This is a genomic window from Aureimonas sp. CAS (assembly GCF_059838215.1).
The window spans coordinates 2,891,599-2,906,906 of record NZ_CM187563.1 but is presented as its reverse complement, the minus strand read 5'-3'; the positions used below and the strand labels follow the sequence as shown (position 1 = coordinate 2,906,906).

22 protein-coding genes are annotated in these 15,308 nt (G+C 68.7%); 19 read left to right on the top strand and 3 right to left on the bottom strand.

Annotation, left to right across the window (positions count from 1 at the left end):
• Window positions 1–174 precede the first annotated feature (174 nt).
• The 3 genes from AC6R2M_RS13940 to AC6R2M_RS13930 form a co-directional block, all read right to left on the bottom strand.
• A complete protein-coding gene (locus tag AC6R2M_RS13940; RefSeq protein ID WP_500483116.1) occupies window positions 175–1,506 on the bottom strand; it encodes a FliI/YscN family ATPase in 1,332 nt (443 codons plus the stop codon).
• A complete protein-coding gene (gene flgF / locus AC6R2M_RS13935; RefSeq protein WP_500483114.1) occupies window positions 1,503–2,228 on the bottom strand; it encodes a flagellar basal-body rod protein FlgF in 726 nt (241 codons plus the stop codon). Before flgF ends, AC6R2M_RS13940 begins: the two co-directional genes overlap by 4 nt.
• A gap of 233 nt (window positions 2,229–2,461) precedes the next feature.
• Window positions 2,462–2,695, bottom strand: coding sequence for a hypothetical protein (locus tag AC6R2M_RS13930; RefSeq protein WP_500483112.1), 234 nt, complete (start codon window positions 2,693–2,695; stop codon window positions 2,462–2,464).
• Window positions 2,696–2,818: 123 nt separating this feature from the next.
• On the opposite strand from AC6R2M_RS13930, the gene motA reads away from it, so the two are divergent.
• The 19 genes from motA to AC6R2M_RS13835 all read left to right on the top strand — a co-directional run bounded on the left by motA (window position 2,819) and on the right by AC6R2M_RS13835 (window position 15,180).
• Window positions 2,819–3,694, top strand: coding sequence for a flagellar motor stator protein MotA (motA, locus tag AC6R2M_RS13925; protein WP_500483110.1), 876 nt, complete (start codon window positions 2,819–2,821; stop codon window positions 3,692–3,694).
• Window positions 3,695–3,714: 20 nt separating this feature from the next.
• The gene (locus AC6R2M_RS13920) at window positions 3,715–4,626 is read left to right on the top strand and encodes a FliM/FliN family flagellar motor switch protein (RefSeq protein WP_500483107.1); all 912 of its coding nucleotides are present in this window, start codon (window positions 3,715–3,717) and stop codon (window positions 4,624–4,626) included.
• On the top strand, window positions 4,607–4,930 hold the full coding sequence (locus AC6R2M_RS13915) for a hypothetical protein (protein ID WP_500483105.1): 324 nt from the start codon (window positions 4,607–4,609) through the stop codon (window positions 4,928–4,930). The genes AC6R2M_RS13920 and AC6R2M_RS13915 overlap by 20 nt, the downstream gene beginning before the upstream one ends.
• Before the next feature lie 62 nt (window positions 4,931–4,992).
• The gene (gene fliN / locus AC6R2M_RS13910) at window positions 4,993–5,430 is read left to right on the top strand and encodes a flagellar motor switch protein FliN (protein WP_500483103.1); all 438 of its coding nucleotides are present in this window, start codon (window positions 4,993–4,995) and stop codon (window positions 5,428–5,430) included.
• Between the two features lie 13 nt (window positions 5,431–5,443).
• Window positions 5,444–6,463, top strand: coding sequence for a FliG C-terminal domain-containing protein (locus AC6R2M_RS13905; protein WP_500483101.1), 1,020 nt, complete (start codon window positions 5,444–5,446; stop codon window positions 6,461–6,463).
• A gap of 20 nt (window positions 6,464–6,483) precedes the next feature.
• The gene (flhB, locus tag AC6R2M_RS13900; RefSeq protein ID WP_500483099.1) at window positions 6,484–7,572 is read left to right on the top strand and encodes a flagellar biosynthesis protein FlhB; all 1,089 of its coding nucleotides are present in this window, start codon (window positions 6,484–6,486) and stop codon (window positions 7,570–7,572) included.
• Window positions 7,573–7,649: 77 nt separating this feature from the next.
• The gene (locus AC6R2M_RS13895) at window positions 7,650–8,093 is read left to right on the top strand and encodes a BspJ family T4SS effector nucleomodulin (protein WP_500483097.1); all 444 of its coding nucleotides are present in this window, start codon (window positions 7,650–7,652) and stop codon (window positions 8,091–8,093) included.
• A 142-nt stretch (window positions 8,094–8,235) separates the two neighbouring features.
• Window positions 8,236–8,619 (top strand): flagellar basal body rod protein FlgB, encoded by a 384-nt coding sequence (gene flgB / locus AC6R2M_RS13890; protein ID WP_500483096.1) that lies wholly within the window; start codon window positions 8,236–8,238, stop codon window positions 8,617–8,619.
• 7 nt (window positions 8,620–8,626) lie between these two features.
• Window positions 8,627–9,046: a flagellar basal body rod protein FlgC gene (gene flgC / locus AC6R2M_RS13885; protein ID WP_500483094.1), complete on the top strand. Its 420-nt coding sequence runs from the start codon at window positions 8,627–8,629 to the stop codon at window positions 9,044–9,046.
• Between the two features lie 5 nt (window positions 9,047–9,051).
• Complete coding sequence (fliE, locus tag AC6R2M_RS13880) at window positions 9,052–9,375, top strand: flagellar hook-basal body complex protein FliE (RefSeq protein WP_500483092.1); 324 nt, start codon at window positions 9,052–9,054, stop codon at window positions 9,373–9,375.
• 14 nt (window positions 9,376–9,389) lie between these two features.
• Window positions 9,390–10,175 (top strand): flagellar basal-body rod protein FlgG, encoded by a 786-nt coding sequence (gene flgG / locus AC6R2M_RS13875; RefSeq protein WP_500483090.1) that lies wholly within the window; start codon window positions 9,390–9,392, stop codon window positions 10,173–10,175.
• Window positions 10,176–10,178: 3 nt separating this feature from the next.
• The gene (gene flgA / locus AC6R2M_RS13870; RefSeq protein ID WP_500483088.1) at window positions 10,179–10,673 is read left to right on the top strand and encodes a flagellar basal body P-ring formation chaperone FlgA; all 495 of its coding nucleotides are present in this window, start codon (window positions 10,179–10,181) and stop codon (window positions 10,671–10,673) included.
• Window positions 10,673–11,893, top strand: coding sequence for a flagellar basal body P-ring protein FlgI (locus AC6R2M_RS13865; protein ID WP_500483086.1), 1,221 nt, complete (start codon window positions 10,673–10,675; stop codon window positions 11,891–11,893). The genes flgA and AC6R2M_RS13865 overlap by 1 nt, the downstream gene beginning before the upstream one ends.
• Before the next feature lies 1 nt (window position 11,894).
• Complete coding sequence (locus tag AC6R2M_RS13860) at window positions 11,895–12,470, top strand: MotE family protein (protein ID WP_500483084.1); 576 nt, start codon at window positions 11,895–11,897, stop codon at window positions 12,468–12,470.
• Window positions 12,467–13,180 carry a flagellar basal body L-ring protein FlgH gene (gene flgH, locus AC6R2M_RS13855; RefSeq protein ID WP_500483082.1) on the top strand — a complete coding sequence of 238 codons (714 nt, stop codon included), beginning with the start codon at window positions 12,467–12,469 and terminating at the stop codon, window positions 13,178–13,180. Before AC6R2M_RS13860 ends, flgH begins: the two co-directional genes overlap by 4 nt.
• A 108-nt stretch (window positions 13,181–13,288) precedes the next feature.
• Window positions 13,289–13,804, top strand: coding sequence for a flagellar basal body-associated FliL family protein (locus AC6R2M_RS13850; RefSeq protein WP_500483080.1), 516 nt, complete (start codon window positions 13,289–13,291; stop codon window positions 13,802–13,804).
• Entirely contained in the window at window positions 13,801–14,580 is a 780-nt protein-coding gene (gene fliP, locus AC6R2M_RS13845; protein WP_500483078.1) for a flagellar type III secretion system pore protein FliP, read from the top strand. Before AC6R2M_RS13850 ends, fliP begins: the two co-directional genes overlap by 4 nt.
• A 61-nt stretch (window positions 14,581–14,641) precedes the next feature.
• Window positions 14,642–14,905 carry a type II toxin-antitoxin system CcdA family antitoxin gene (locus tag AC6R2M_RS13840; RefSeq protein ID WP_500483076.1) on the top strand — a complete coding sequence of 88 codons (264 nt, stop codon included), beginning with the start codon at window positions 14,642–14,644 and terminating at the stop codon, window positions 14,903–14,905.
• Window positions 14,881–15,180: a CcdB family protein gene (locus AC6R2M_RS13835; RefSeq protein WP_500483074.1), complete on the top strand. Its 300-nt coding sequence runs from the start codon at window positions 14,881–14,883 to the stop codon at window positions 15,178–15,180. Before AC6R2M_RS13840 ends, AC6R2M_RS13835 begins: the two co-directional genes overlap by 25 nt.
• Window positions 15,181–15,308 lie beyond the last annotated feature (128 nt).

Genomic DNA, 15,308 nt, shown 5'->3' with positions numbered 1-15,308 from the left:
AAGCCCTCTTCCCCCTGCCGGGACCTTCTCCCCGAGGGGAGAAGGGATCGCTTCGTCGCTTCGGTCTTGCATCGACCTTGCCGGGAAGGCCGTTCTTCCCTCTCCCGGAACGGGGGAGGATGGCCCGAAGGGCCGATGAGGGCTTCGTCGGGCGCAGGCCCGATCCTGACGGCCTCAGCCGACGCCGAGACCGGCCTTGAGCGCGCGCGACAGGGCCTCGAAGGCGTCGGCCTCGCGCGGGTCGGACGGGTGCTGGGCCATTGCCGAATAGAGATGCGGCACGAGATCGACCGCCTGGTCGAGCGTGCCGTCATTGCCCCGCACGTAGCCGCCGAGGAGGCGCAGGTCGCGCGTGTCCTCGTAGCGCGCGATCATCGCCTTGAGCTTGGTGACGAGCTCGCGCTCCTGCGGCGTCCAGGACAGGTCCGCCATGCGGGAGATGGATTTCAGAAGGTCGATCGCCGGGAAGCGACCTTCGTCCGCGATGGCCCGGTCGAGGACGATGTGGCCGTCCAGCGTTCCCCGGATCGCGTCGGAGATCGGCTCGTTATGGTCGTCGCCATCGACGAGGACGGCGAAGAGCCCGGTGATGGTTCCGGAGCCCTCCGCGCCCGCTCCGGCACGCTCCAGAAGGCGCGGGAGCTCGGAGAAGACGCTCGGCGGATAGCCGCGCGAGACCGGCGGCTCGCCGGCCGCGAGCGCGACGTCGCGGGCGGCATGGGCGAGGCGCGTGACGGAATCGACGATCAGGAGGACGTCGTCGCCCTGGTCGCGGAAATACTCGGCGATGGACATCGCGGTCTTGGGCGCGAGGCGCCGCATCATCGGGCTCTCGTCGCCGGTGGCGACGACGGTGACGACGCGATCGAGCGCGCCCTTCATCGTCTCTTCCAGGAACTCGCGGACCTCGCGGCCGCGCTCGCCGACGAGAGCGACGACGACGCTGTCGAAGCCCGAGGCGCGCGCCAGCATGGACAGGAGCGTGGACTTGCCGACGCCTGAGCCGGCGAAGATGCCGATCCGCTGCCCTTTCACCAGAGGCGTAAAGACGTCGATCGCCTTGACCTGCGTCTTCACCGGCGTGCGGATGCGGCCGCGGCGCATGGCGGCGGTGGCGGTGCGGTCGGCGATCTGCGGGTCGTCCCCGCTGTCGAGCGGGCCGAGCCCGTCGCACGGGCGGCCGAAGGCGTCGACGGCCCGGCCCTTCCAGGCGCTCGTGGGCGAAATGGTGACGGGGCCGCCCCGGCGGGCGCGGGAGCGCACGCCCGCGCGAAGGCCGACGGCGAAGGGCTTGACCGTCGCCGTGTCGCCCTCGATACGCACCACCTCTCCGAGCTCGCCGCCTTCCGGTCCCTCGCAGACCACGCAGTCGCCGAGCCGCAGGAAGGGCGAAAGCCCGGCGACGCGGAACGCCTGCGGGCTGATGTCGACGACCTGTCCGAAGACCTCGATCGTCGGCCCTTCGAGGGCCGAGAAGTCGGGCGCGGCCCGTGCGACTTGGCTCACCGCTGCGCCCCGAGCGCGGCGATGGCGCTATCGAGCGAGCGCTCGGCTGAGGACACGAGGCTCGCCCCCTGCTCGAAGGCGCGCTGCACCTCGATCAGGCGCGTGATCTCCAGGATCGGATTGACGTTGGAGCCTTCCACGAAGCCCTGCACCACGCCGATCTCGCCGAATTCGAGGACGGCGACGGGCTGGCGGTCGGGCACGACGCCGGACGTGTCGAAGCGCGTCAAATTCGTCTGCGGCTGCATCTGGAACAGGCCGACCGCGCCGACCTGCGCCCCGTTCTGCAGGATCATGCCGTCGCGCGCGACGTGGATCGTGCCGCCGGCCGGATCGACCAGGAGCGGAGCCCCGCCGACGTCGAGGATCGGACGGCCGGTGAGGGTCTGCAACTCGCCGTCCGGGGTCATCTGCATGCGCCCGTCGCGGGTGTAGACCGGACCCTTCGGACCCTGGAACGCGAACCAGCCGTCGCCGGCGACCGCCAGATCCAGCGCGTTGCCGGTCTGCGTCAGCTCTCCGGCTCGCGTGGACAGGAAGGTCTCGCCCGGCGAGACGAAGGCGGCGCGGCTGCGGTCGGTCGTCGAGAGATAGGTCTCGAACTTCACCTCCTCGGCGCGGAAGCCGACCGTCCGCGCGTTGGCGACGTTGTTGGCGATGGTGTCGAGACGCTTCTCCATCGCCAGCTGGGCGGACAGGGCGATCGGCAGCGAAGTTTGCATGAGATGGGGTCCGGTCGTCTGGAAGAGGGCGCGTCGCGAGGACGGCCGAAGAAGACCGGCGAAGGATCGGAAAACGAGCTTGTCCCAGCCTGTGGCGGCCCGGCGGGCGCCCTACAGGTCGCGCCCGTACTTCTTGTCGAAGCGGTGCACAGAGTAGCGCCCGGCCGCGTAGATGAGGGCGGCGATGCCCAGCGTCACGACGGGGACGGCCCAGCCTAACGTATCTGACATCGTCAATCCTCCGATCGCAGCGACTGCAGGAGCATGTGTCCCACCAGATGTAGGACGAGTCCGGCCGGAATCCAAATCCACCGGACCGTCGCGAAGTCGGTGACCCCCGGAACGATGAAGGCCGCACCGACCACGCCGATGGCGATCGCGTTCAAGAAGTTGGCCGCGAGCTTCAAGCTTTCGTTCACTCGCTTTGCCGCCAGACGGCGGCGGCGGTCCTGCGGTGAGAGGCTCATGCCGGCGGTTCGTCCCGATGGCCCGCGTGTCGTCGCCGGGCGATGGTGGCCGGACAAACAGGCTCGCGCAAGTCGGTCTCCCTAGGAATCACATGGCCGTGTACGAGGGGACGAGCGGAGCTGATGGGCATCATACTGGGACTGATCGTGACGCTCGGCTGCGTGCTGGGCGGGTACATGGCGATGGGCGGGCACCTCGACGTGCTCGTGCAGCCCTTCGAATACGTCATCATCCTGGGCGCGGCCTTCGGCACGTTCCTCGTCGCCAACCCGATGAAGGTGGTGAAGGACACGGGCAAGGCCTGCTTCGAGGCGTTCAAGAACGCCGTGCCCAAGCGGCGCGACTATCTCGACCTCCTCAGCCTCCTTCATTCGCTGATGCGCGAGATGCGCGGCAAGCCGCGCTCGGAGGTCGAGACCCATATCGACAGCCCCGAGACCTCGCCGATCTTCGCCGCCTTTCCGAACGTGGTGAAGGACAAGGCGATGACCAGCTTCGTCTGCGACTACTGCCGTCTCATCATCATCGGCAATGTGCGTCCGCACGAGATCGAGTCGCTGATGGACGAGGAGATCCAGACCATCAGCCGCGACACGATGAAGGCCAAGCATGCGCTCCAGGACGTCGCCGACGGCCTTCCCGCGCTCGGCATCGTCGCCGCCGTCCTCGGCGTCATCAAGGCGATGGGCGCGCTCGACCAGAGCCCCGAGATCCTCGGCCAGCTGATCGGCGCCGCCCTCGTCGGCACCTTCGCCGGCATCTTCTTCTCCTACGCGGTCGTCGGCCCCATCGCCACCAAGGTGAAGGGCGTTCGCGAAAAGAAGGTCCGCATGTACGTCATCGTGAAGCAGACGCTCATCGCCTACATGAACGGCGCCATGCCGCAGGTGGCGCTCGAATACGGCCGCAAGACCATCTCCGCCTATGACCGTCCGACGATCGACGAGGTCGAGAGCGAGACGATCGGCGGCGGCGCGCCCAGCGCGCAAGCGGCCTGACGGGGCGGGCGGCCATGCTGATGAGCGCCGAACGCGACCTCAAGACCACGCTTCGCTCCGCCGCGCGCGTCGAGCCGGACCGCCTGCCGCGGCTGAAGCTGGTGGGCACCGAATGGGCGGAGCGCCTGCGCTCCGCGCTGGCCTCCGAGTTCGGCTCGCCGCTCGAGGTCGACTATGTCGGCGCCGAGGCGCTCGCGCCGGGCTCCGCGCCCGCCTTGCTCCTGCTCGCCGGATCGCCGGGCTGGCCCCAGCCGCTCCTCGTGACGCTCGACGCCGGCTTCGGCGATCTCGTCGCCGAATGCCTCTTCGGCGGCGACGGGACGGTGGTCTCCGCCGCGCCCCGCCCGCTGACCGAGCTCGACCGCTGCTTCTGCCGCCTCGTCCTGGAACGGATCCTGGCGGGCGGCGACGCGGCCCTGTCCTCCATCATGGAGACCGCGCTCGTCGCGCGCGAACTGGTCAGCGTCGAGGCTCCGGCGCGCCTGCAGGCGCTACTCTCGCAGGACGGGGCGGGCTTCGTCGGACTGACCTTCGAACTGAAGCTCGGCAATCTGCGCAGCGTGATCGGCGCGGCCATCCCGCAGAGCCTCCTGGCGCTGCACCGGCGCAAGCTGGACCACCTGCCCGAGCCCCCGGCGCCGCCCGCCGACGAGGCCTGGGCGCGCGACATCGAGGAGGGGCTTCTCGACGCGCAGATGGAGGTGACGGCGCTTCTCGACGAGATGCCGACGACCCTCGGCGCCCTGTCCGCCTTCACCGTCGGCCAGACCATCGTCCTCGGCACGCGCCTGGACGGTCTGGTCACGCTGGAATGCGAGGACCAGCGCCTCTTCCGGGGCCGCATCGGCCGCTCGCGCGACGCCTACATCGTTCGCATCGAAGAGAAGATCGACCCGACCGAGGAGTTCATCGATGACATCCTGGCTGATTGACCTCCTGCTGCTCTCGGCGCTGGCCTTCACGGCCTGGCGTTGCGGCGCCATGGTGCGCGAGCTGCGCAAGCTGCGCGCCGAAAGCTCCGGCTTCCGCCGCATGCTCGCCGAGTCGGACGCCGCCATCGACCGCGCCGCACGCGCCATCGCCGCCTTCCGGTGCGAGGGCATGCAGACCGTGCAGGCGCTGCAGGACGCCGTCGCGGCCGGCAGGACCCAGACCGAGCGGCTGGACTACGCCATCCGCTCCGCTGAACTCCACCTGACGCTCGCCGCCGCCGAAACGCGCCGTCAAGCCGCCTGAATTCAAGTCCGCGCCAGCCTGGGACGCTACTGATGCCGATATCTCCAGAGGACGATCACACGATGTTGGACGAAGACGATGCGATCGAGGCCCCGGCCTTCGAAAACGACGGTTTCGGCCTCGACGGCGCGGGTCTCGACGGCGCCGGCTTCGACGGCGCGGGCTTCGAGGACGAGGCGCCCGAGGCGCAGGCCTTCGAGCAGCCGGTCCCGGCCGGCAAGCCCAATCTCGACCTCATCATGGACATTCCGGTGACGGTGCAGGTCGTGCTCGGCAAGACCTCCATGCCGGTCGCCAACCTCGTCAAGCTCGGCCGCGGCGCGGTCGTGAAGCTGGACACCAGCGTCGGCGATCCGGTGGACCTGATGGTCAACGGCCGCGTCGTGGCGCGCGGCGAGGTCGTCGTGCTGGAGAACGAGGGGACCCGCTTCGGCATCACCCTGACCGAGATCGTGTCCCCCGGCGCCCGCCCCGCGCGCTCGCGCCCGGCCGCCGCCTGAGCGGATGATCAGCGTGGAAGCCTACGATCGGACCGGCATGAGCGTCGCGCTCGACGGCGCTTCGCGCGCCGCGGTCCTTCTTCTGGCGCTCGGGCCGACGGGCGCCGGGCGCGTGCTGCGCCATTTCAGTCCCGACGACATCCGCGCGCTGCGCCGCGGAGCCGCGACCCAGTCGCCGGTCTCCGCGCAGGAGCTCGACGCGCTCGTCTTCGAGTTCCAGGAAGCCTTCAAGACCGGCCCCGGCCTGTCGGCCCTCGACAGCGAGATGCAGAAGCTCCTCAAGGAGACGCTGAGCGAGGAGCAACTGGCGACGATCTTCCCCGAGACGCCGCAGGCGGGCTTCGAGGACGACGCTCAGCCGCTCTGGCCGCGGTTCGAGGAGCAGGGCGTCGACACGATGCGCGCCGTGCTCGTCCAGGAGCATCCGCAGATCGTCGCCAACGTCCTGCCCCGGCTTTCGCCGCAGATCGCGGCCCTTATCGTCAGCGGCTTCGAGCCGGCCTTCCGCAACGACGTGCTGCGCCGCCTTCTCGTGGCGCGCCCGCTCACGCCGGCCGCCGAGACGATGTTCGAGACCAGTTTCCGCAACGTCCATGTCGCGCGCGACGAGCGCAAGGTGCGCAGCGCGCGCCATGCCGGTCTCGCCGAGATCGTCAACCGCATGGACAAGCCGCAGGCCGACGAGCTTCTCGCCTCGCTCGCGCAGAGCGAGCCGGACGACTACGCCGCGGTCCGCCGCCTGCTCTTCGCCTTCGAGGACCTGCCGCAGCTCTCGCGCAAGTCGCTGCTGGTGCTGTTCGACGACGTCCAGTCGGACATCGTCACGACGGCGCTGACCGGCGCCGAGCACGAGCTGCGCGAGACGGTTCTCTCCGCGCTCGCCGCACGAGCGCGCCGCATGGTCGAAGCCGAGCTGGCCCAGCCGCGCGACGTCACGCCCGACGAGGTGCAGAGCGCCCGCCGGTCCATCGCCGCCCTGGCCCTGCGCCTGGCGAACGAAGGCCGCATCGCCCTTCCCTCGGCCGACGCCTGAACCGATAAGGACGAGCGACCTTGGCCGAGGGAGCGGACAGGAGCTCGAAAACCGAGCAGCCGACGGAAAAGAAGATCCGGGACACGGTGGAGAAGGGCAATCTGCCCGTCTCCCGCGAGGCCCCGATCCTGGGATCGCTGTTCGCCGCGCTCGCCTTCTTCTCCTTCCAGTTCCGCGACGCGGGGGAGCGTCTCGGCCTGAATCTCGCCTCCGTCTTCGAGAACCCCGCGCAGTGGGACCTCGGCAACGGGCGCGACGCGCTGCATCTCCTCCACATGACCGCGCTGGAGATGGCGATCTTCGTCGCCCCGGCGGCCGCCTTCTTCATCATCGCGGGCGTCATGTCCTCGGTGCTGCAGAACGTGCCCCAGATCAACGTGGAGCGCATCCGGCCGAAGGCCTCCAACATCTCCCTCCGGCAGGGCTGGCAGCGCCTGTTCGGCGTCCGCGGCCTCACCGAGTTCGGCAAGGCGGTGTTCAAGTTCGCCGCCATCACAGTCATCGTCTCGATGTTCCTCGTCTCCGACCTGCGGACCGCCATGGCGACGATGTTCTCCGACCCGGCCCAGCTGCCCGAGACGATCCTGACCATGTCGATGCAGCTTCTGTCGGCTGTCTCGATCGCGACCATCGTCCTCGTCGCCGCCGACCTCCTCTTCTCGCGCGTCCACTGGAAGCGCGACCTGATGATGACGAAGCAGGAGATCAAGGACGAGCACAAGCAGGCCGAAGGCGACCCGATGATGAAGGCGCGCCGGCGCCAGATCGCCCGCGAGCGCTCCAAGAAGCGCATGATGGCCGAGGTTCCGAAGGCGACCCTCGTGATCGCCAACCCGACGCACTTCGCCATCGCCCTTCGCTATGTCCGCGAGGAGGGCGGCGCGCCGGTCGTCGTCGCCAAGGGCGTCGATCTCGTGGCCCTGAAGATCAGAGAAATCGCCGAGTCGAACGACGTTCCTGTCATCGAAGACAAGCTCTTGGCAAGGTCGATGTACGAGCATGTGGAAGTCGATCAGATGATTCCGCCGCAGTTCTTCAAGGCGGTCGCGGAGCTCATCTACTACCTGCATCAGAGGCAGGGCGCGCACGTCGGAATGGGTGCCGCCTGACCTTCGATGACAGCGCCGGCGGGCGTTCGCGAGGACGGCGCCGGACTGCATCACATCTAGAAGACGAGACCTGCCTCATGGGTTTTCACGCCATGCTCGACATCCGCAACAAGCATGCCGTGGCGCGCGAACGGCTTCTTGCCGGCGCGGTCAAGGAGGTGGCCGCCGAACTGCGGCTGGTCGACGTGATCGACTACGTCGCGTTCCTGCGGATGGACCTTCTCGGCAACCTCGCCGATCTCGTCGAAGGGGCCGCGCAGCTCTATCTCGCGCCCGGCGCCCTGCGCTTCGGCAATGGCGGAGACGTGCGCCTGGCCTGGGGAACGGCGCCGGAAGTCGATCTCGACATGGAGTTCCACTCGCAGGGCGTGAGCGTCCATTTCCGGCTCGCCCTCACCGCCACCAAGGCGGGCGTGGACATCACCTACATCGTCTTCGACCAGCCGGACGACGATCCGCTGGTGAACACCGCGCGCCTGAAGTCAGCCATCGAGGCCGCGCGCCTTCGCCCGCTCGCCTGACGACCAATGGTTAACAGGTCGTTAAGAATAGCTTTCCTCTAAACTACATCTTCTGCAAGCTCTACTTCGGATGAGCAAGCTTGACGCAAGTGGTCCTCCTTAGAAGTCGGTTAACCATAACCGTCTCAAAGAGGCCCGGGACATGAGCGGCATCTATCTCTTCGGCCTTGCGAGCCGCCAGGCCGAATGGCTCAGCCAGCGGCAGGCCATCGTCGCCGAGAACGTCGCCAACTCCGACACGCCGGGTTTCCGCGCGAAGGACATCGCGAGCTTCTCGCAGGTGCTCGAGACGACCGGCCTGGAAATGGCCGGAACCGACCGCATGCATCTGGCCGCCGGCGGCGGGCCGACCGGGCAGGCCGTCACGCCCTCGGCGTCGGAACGCTGGGACGTCACCCATTCGGGCAACACGGTGAGCCTGGAGCAGGAGATGCTCAAGGCCGGCGAGGTCTCGCGCGACTACGCGCTGAACACGTCCATCACCAAGGCCTTCCACCGCATGCTCCTCTCCACGCTCAGAGGCTGAAGACACGATGTCGGTCGATCCCATCTCCGCCGCGCTCAAGGTCGCGGCCTCCGCCCTCGAAGCGCAGTCCACCCGACTGCGCGTCGTCTCCGAGAACGTCGCCAACGTCCGCTCGACGGGCGAGACGCCGGGCTCGGACCCCTATCGCCGCCAGACGGTGACCTTCGCGGGCGAGCTCGACCGGCTGACGGGCGCCAACCTCGTCGGCGTCTCCCGCATCGGCACGGACCGGTCGGACTTCCGCACCGAGTACGATCCGGGCAACCCGGCCGCCGACGCGAACGGCTACGTGAAACTGCCCAACGTCAACATGCTCGTGGAGATGGCCGACATGCGTGAGGCCAATCGCGCCTACGAGGCCAATCTCCAGGTGGTCAAGCAGACCCGCGAGCTCGTCAACATGACCATCGACCTGATGAGGAGCTGAAGACCATGATTCCCGCCCTCAATTCCGCCCTTCCGCGCCTGGAGATCGACGGTCTCTCCGGCATCCAGCCCGGCGCCTCTGCCGCCTCCGCCGCCGCCCGTCAGGCGGCCGGCACCGACTTCTCCGCCGTCATGTCGCAGGTCGCCTCCGAGGCGATGGGCAGCCTGAAGGCCGCCGAGACCGTGTCGATCCAGGGCGTCAACGGCTCGGCCTCCACGCAGGCCGTCGTCGAGGCGGTGATGAACGCGGAGCGCACGCTCCAGACCGCCGTCGCGGTGCGCGACAAGGTGGTCTCCGCCTATCTCGAACTCTCCCGCATGCAGATCTAAGGACGCCAGAACCGATGCGAGCCCTTGCCATCGCCGCCACCGGGATGAACGCGCAGCAGACCAACGTCGAGGTGATCGCGAACAACATCGCGAACATCAACACGACGGGGTTCAAGCGCGCCCGCGCCGAGTTCACCGACCTCCTCTACCAGATCGAGCGGATGCAGGGCGTGCCCGCCCGCGGCGGCGAGAACGTCATTCCGGAAGGCGCGCAGATCGGCCTCGGCGTGCGCACGGCCGCCGTGCGCAACGTCCATCTGCAGGGCGCGCTGGAGCAGACCGGCAACCGCCTCGACATCGCGATCAACGGACCCGGCTGGTTCCAGATCGAGGGGCCGGGCGGGGAAATTCTCTACTCCCGCGCCGGCGCCTTCAACACCAATGCCGAGGGCCAGCTGGTCACGCTCGACGGTTTCGCCGTGGAGCCGGCGATCGACATTCCGGTCGACGCGATCGAGGTGGTGGTCAACGATTCCGGCCAGGTTTTCGCCCGCATCGAAGGGCAGGACGATCAGGAGCTCGGGCAGCTGACGCTGGTCACCTTCGCCAACGAGCCCGGCCTTTCGGCGCAGGGCGGCGGCCTCTTCCGCGAGACGATGGCCTCCGGCGCCCCGGTCGCGGGCGTGCCGGGCGATCCGGGCTACGGCGTCCTCAAGCAGGGCTATCTGGAAAGCTCCAACGTCGATCCGGTGAAGGAGATCTCCGAGCTGATCTCCGCCCAGCGGGCCTACGAGATGAACTCCAAGGTCATCCAGGCGGCCGACGACATGTCGAGCGTCGTCTCCAAGGGAATCCGCTGAGCCATGCGCGAGGGATCGAACCGCGAGCGGCTGCTCGTCCTCTTCTACGGGGCGCTGGTCTTCGTCGCCTCGCTGCTCCTGCTTTCGATCCCGGTGCGCGCCTTCGCGGCCGACATCGACCTGCCGGTTCCGGCGAGCGTCGTCTATCCCGGCCAGAGCGTTCTCGACCGCGGTGTCGTCACGTCGCGCTTCCGCGTGCCGGGTGAGAACCTCGCCTCCTACGTGATCGAACGCGGCATGCTGGACGGGCGGGTCGCCGCGCGCACCCTTCTGCCGGGTCGCCCGATCATGCTCGCCGACCTCAAGAGCCCCGACGTGGTGCGCGCCGGCGTGCCGACCACGATCGTCTACCGCGAGCCGGGCCTGACCATCTCCGGCGTCGGAACGCCCTTGATGAGCGCGGGCGCCGGCCAGTCCATCCGTGTCCGCAACGTGGATTCGGGCGTCACCATCACCGGCATCGTCGCCGACGACGGCACGATCGAGATCCTGAACTGATGCGCTCCTCGCTCCGCCTCCGGGCCCTCGCCCTCATCGCCTTCGGTCTCCTCGCCGGCACCCTGCCGTCGACCTTCGCAGCCGACTATTCGGCCGGGGCGCCCGCAGGGGCGGTCGGGCTCGGCGCGCGCGAGCACTTCACCAATCTCAACCGTTCGCCCGAGGCGCGCCGCGTGTCCGGCGTGCGCATCAAGGACATCACCACCGTCAAGGGCGTGCGCGAGAACCAGCTGGTCGGCTACGGTCTCGTCATCGGCCTTTCGGGCTCGGGCGACTCCTTGCGCAACTCGCCCTTCACGCAGCAGTCGCTGCAGTCGATGCTCGACCGCATGGGCGTGAACGTTCGCTCGGCCAATCCGCGCACGCGCAACGTGGCCGCCGTCGTCGTCACCGCCGAGCTTCCCGCCTTCGTCGGAACCGGCAGCCGCATCGACGTGTCCGTCTCCTCGCTGGGCGACGCCTCCTCGCTGATGGGCGGCACGCTCGTCATGACGCCCCTCTACGGCGCGGACGGCGAGATCTACGCCGTCGCGCAGGGGCCGCTCGCCGTCTCCGGCTTTCAGGGCGAGGGCGCCAACGAGACGCTGACGCAGGGCGTGCCGACCGCCGGCCGCATCGCGGGGGGCGCTCTCATCGAGCGCGAGGTGCCCCGTCCCGACATCGAGACGCCGACGATCACGATGGAGATGCGCAATCCGGACTACCGGACCGTCATCCGCGTCGTCGACGCCATCAACGCCTTCGCGCAGACCCGCTACGGCCGGCCCGTCGCCCGCGAGCAGGACATCCGCACGGTGACGCTGACGCGCCCCGAGGCCTTCTCCTCGACCCGCTTCCTCGCCGAGATCGGCGACATCGCGATCGAGCCCGACCAGGCCGCGCGCGTCGTCATCGACGAGCGCACCGGCACCATCGTCATCGGCAAGGACGTGCAGATCTCCACCGTCGCCGTGACCCACGGCTCGCTGACGGTGCGCATCACCGACACGCCGGTCATCTCGCAGCCCGCGCCCTTCTCGGACGGGGCGACGGTCGTCACCGCCGACACGGTCGTGAACGCCGAGCAGGAGGGCGGCCAGCTCGCCTTCGTCCAGGGCGCCAATCTCGACTCCGTCGTTCGGGGCCTGAACCGCCTCGGCCTGCGGCCGACCGGCATCATCGCCATCCTCCAGGCCATCAAGAGCGCGGGCGCTCTCCAGGCCGATCTCGTGGTGCAGTGACATGATCCAGCTCCGCATCCTCCTCGCCGCCACGACGCTCCTGTCCGCGACCTCCTTCGCGATCGGAGCGGGGGGCCGGACCGCGCCCGAAACGCGCGATACGGTCCGGGTCGTCGGCTCGGACGGCACCAACCAGACGGTGGCCGCGCCGGTGATGAGCGACGCCGAGCGCTATTGCGCGGCGATCGTCGATCCGGCGCGCGACGCCCGCACGCTTCATCAGACCGAGCAGCTCCAGGCGCTCGAGGCCCAGATCGACGCGCGCATCGACGAGCTGGAGGCCAAGCGCGCCGAGTATCAGGAATGGCTCGACAAGCGTCAGGCCTTCCTCGATTCGACCTCGCCGATCGTCCTCGACATCTATTCCACCATGCGGCCGGACGCGGCGGCCGCGCAGCTGGCGGGCCTCGACCGCGAGGCGGCGGCCGCCATCCTCGCCAAGCTGAAGTCGCGCCAGGCGAGCGCCATCCTGACCGAGATGCCGGCGCCCGTCGCCGCAGAGGTCGCCGCTCTCATCGTCGAGCGGACCCATCCCGCCACGACCAGCTTTGCCTCGGCCCCGGAGGCCCGTTCGTGATCACCTTCCGCATTCTCGCCGCGCTCGGCTCGGCCCTCGCGCTCTCGGGCTGCATGACCTCGAAGGCGGACTTCCGCAACGAGCCGGTCATGAGCCCCGTCGGGGCCGGCATCTACCACAACACGCCGATCGTCCAGGCCGCCGAGATCCCCTACGAGCGGCCGCGCGGCACGAACTCGCTGTGGACCGACCGCAACGCCGACTTCTTCCGCGACACGCGCGCGCTCAACATCGGCGACATCGTCACGGTCTCGATCGAGATCGACGACGACGCGCAGATCAACAACGACACGCGGCGCTCGCGCAATTCGGGCATCGACATCGGCCTCGACCTCGAAGGCTCGATCTCGGGCGCCTCCATCGGAACCGTCGGCGCGACGACCGGGCTGAAGGGCGGCACGAGCGCGCAGGGACGCGGACAGGTGCGGCGCTCGGAGAAGATCAACCTTCTCGTCGCCGCCGTGGTCACCCAGGTCCTGCCGAACGGCAATCTCTTCATCGCCGGCCAGCAGGAGGTTCGGGTGAACCACGAGCTTCGCGTCCTCCAGGTCGCGGGCTTCATCCGGCCGGGCGACATCCTGCCGAACAACACAATCCCGTCCGACCGCATCGCGGAAGCGCGGATCTCCTACGGCGGGCGCGGGCGCCTGTCGGAGGTGCAGCAGCCGGGCTGGGGCCAGCAGGTTCTCGACAACGTGATGCCCTACTGAGGCATCGAGCGCGGGCTCTGCGGCAAGGCCCGCGTCAGCCATCCGCCTTAAGGCTTCGTTAACGGCCGGGACCACCCGGCCGCGCGACGAGATGAGGCGGGACGAGCCATGTCAGACGAAGCCGTCATTCCGATGGGTCCGGACCTCGGGGCCTCGCGTCCCGGGCGCGGCGGAAAGCTGACGACGATCGGCGGCGTGGCCGCCGTCACGCTCCTCGCCGCCGGCGCCGGCATCGGCATCGCCTTCCTGATCGCGAACCCCGCGCCGCCGCCCGCAGAGGAGACGGCCGAGGCCGCTCCGGTCAATCCCGCCGCCTATGCCGGCATCGCCGGACCGCTGACGCTGGTGCGGCTCGACCCCGTCGTCACCAACATCGCGACGCCCTCGAGCGCCATCGCGCGGCTGGAGGCGAGCCTCGTCATCCGCTCCGACGCGGGCGCCGACGCCGAGACGCTCGCCGCCCAGGTGAGCGCCGACACGCTGGCCTTCGCCCGCACGCTCGACCTCGCCCAGATCGAGGGCGCGCGCGGCCTCCTGCATCTGCGCGAGGATCTGAAGGAGCGCGCGGTCCTGCGCTCCCCGGCCGTCGCCGACTACATCATCCATTCGCTGGTCGCGCAGTGAAGCGTCTCGCCCTTCTTCTCGGGGCGCTGCTTCTGGCCGCCTCGCCGGCTTTCGGGCAGGAGGCGGGCTCGAACGCGCTGTCCGACCTCGCCTCGCTGATCCCCTCCGGCGACGCCTCGGCCTCGGGCCGCATCGTCCAGCTCTTCGGCATCGTCACGGTCCTCTCGATCGCGCCGGGCCTTCTCATCATGGTGACGAGCTTCACGCGCGTCGTCATCGCCCTGTCGATCCTGCGCACGGGCCTCGGCCTCCAGTCGACGCCGGCCAACCTCATCCTGATCTCGCTGTCGCTCTTCATCACCTTCTTCGTGATGACGCCGACCTTCGATCAGGCCTGGCGCGACGGGCTGCGCCCGCTGCTGGCCGCCGAGATCACCGAGGAGGAGGCGTTCGACCGGATCACCGCGCCCTTCCACGACTTCATGATGAGCCAGGTCCGCCCGGCCGACCTCGCGCTCTTCTCCGACATCCAGGAGGCCTCCATCCGCGACCGCCTGCCGGAGGTGGAGCAGGGCTCCGCGCTCGACGGCGAGGTGCCGCTGCAGGTGCTGATCCCCGCCTTCATGATCTCCGAGCTGCGGCGGGGCTTCGAGATCGGCTTCCTGATCGTCCTGCCCTTCCTCGTCATCGATCTCATCGTGGCGACGCTGACCATGTCGATGGGCATGATGATGCTGCCGCCGACCATCATCTCCCTGCCGTTCAAGATCCTGTTCTTCGTCCTGATCGACGGCTGGAACATGCTCACGGGAAGCCTGGTGCGATCGTTCTTCTGACGGCTCGCTGTTGTGTGCCGGAAGCCTCGCTCCTAACATCAGGACGAACGGAGCGAGAGCCATGGTCGCCGTCGCCAAGCGAAGCATCGAAGTCGAACTCGACGAAGCCCTTCTGCGAAGGGCCGAAGCCGCCGGGGTCGACATCGTCGAAGTTATGGAGAACGCCGTGAGGCGGGCCCTTGATGGTTCTGGCTCCATCGAGGCCGAACGATGGCGCTCGCAGAACGCTGCGGCGATCGAGGCCTTGAACCGGTATGCCGAAGAGCACGGCGTCCCGCTGAGCCGATACAGGCGCTACCCTTGGCCCGATACGAGTACCACCTGAACCCTGATGGGCCGGGTTTCCTTATCGATGTCCAGGCGGATGTCCTGGGCGACCTTCGCACGACGGTCGTCGTGCCCTTGGACCGTGTGGCTCGACTTGCTCTACGGGCCGAACGCCTGAACCCTGTCTTCGACATCGAGGGCGAGGCGTTCGTGCTTCTTCCTCAACTCATCTTCGCGCTTCCGAGATCGTCGCTCGGCCGAAGCAGAGGGGACCTCTCCGCCGAGCAGGATCGCATCAAGGCGGCGCTGGATCTTCTTTTTCTCGGCATCTGAGAGGAGCGAACGCGGCGCCTTAACGGGCTAGCAAGACCTCCCGTCTAATCTCGATTCCATAGCGGATTGGCCGGACGGCGAGAGAGCCCCGGACCAAAGGCATGATGCCGGGCCGTTATGCTGGTGCC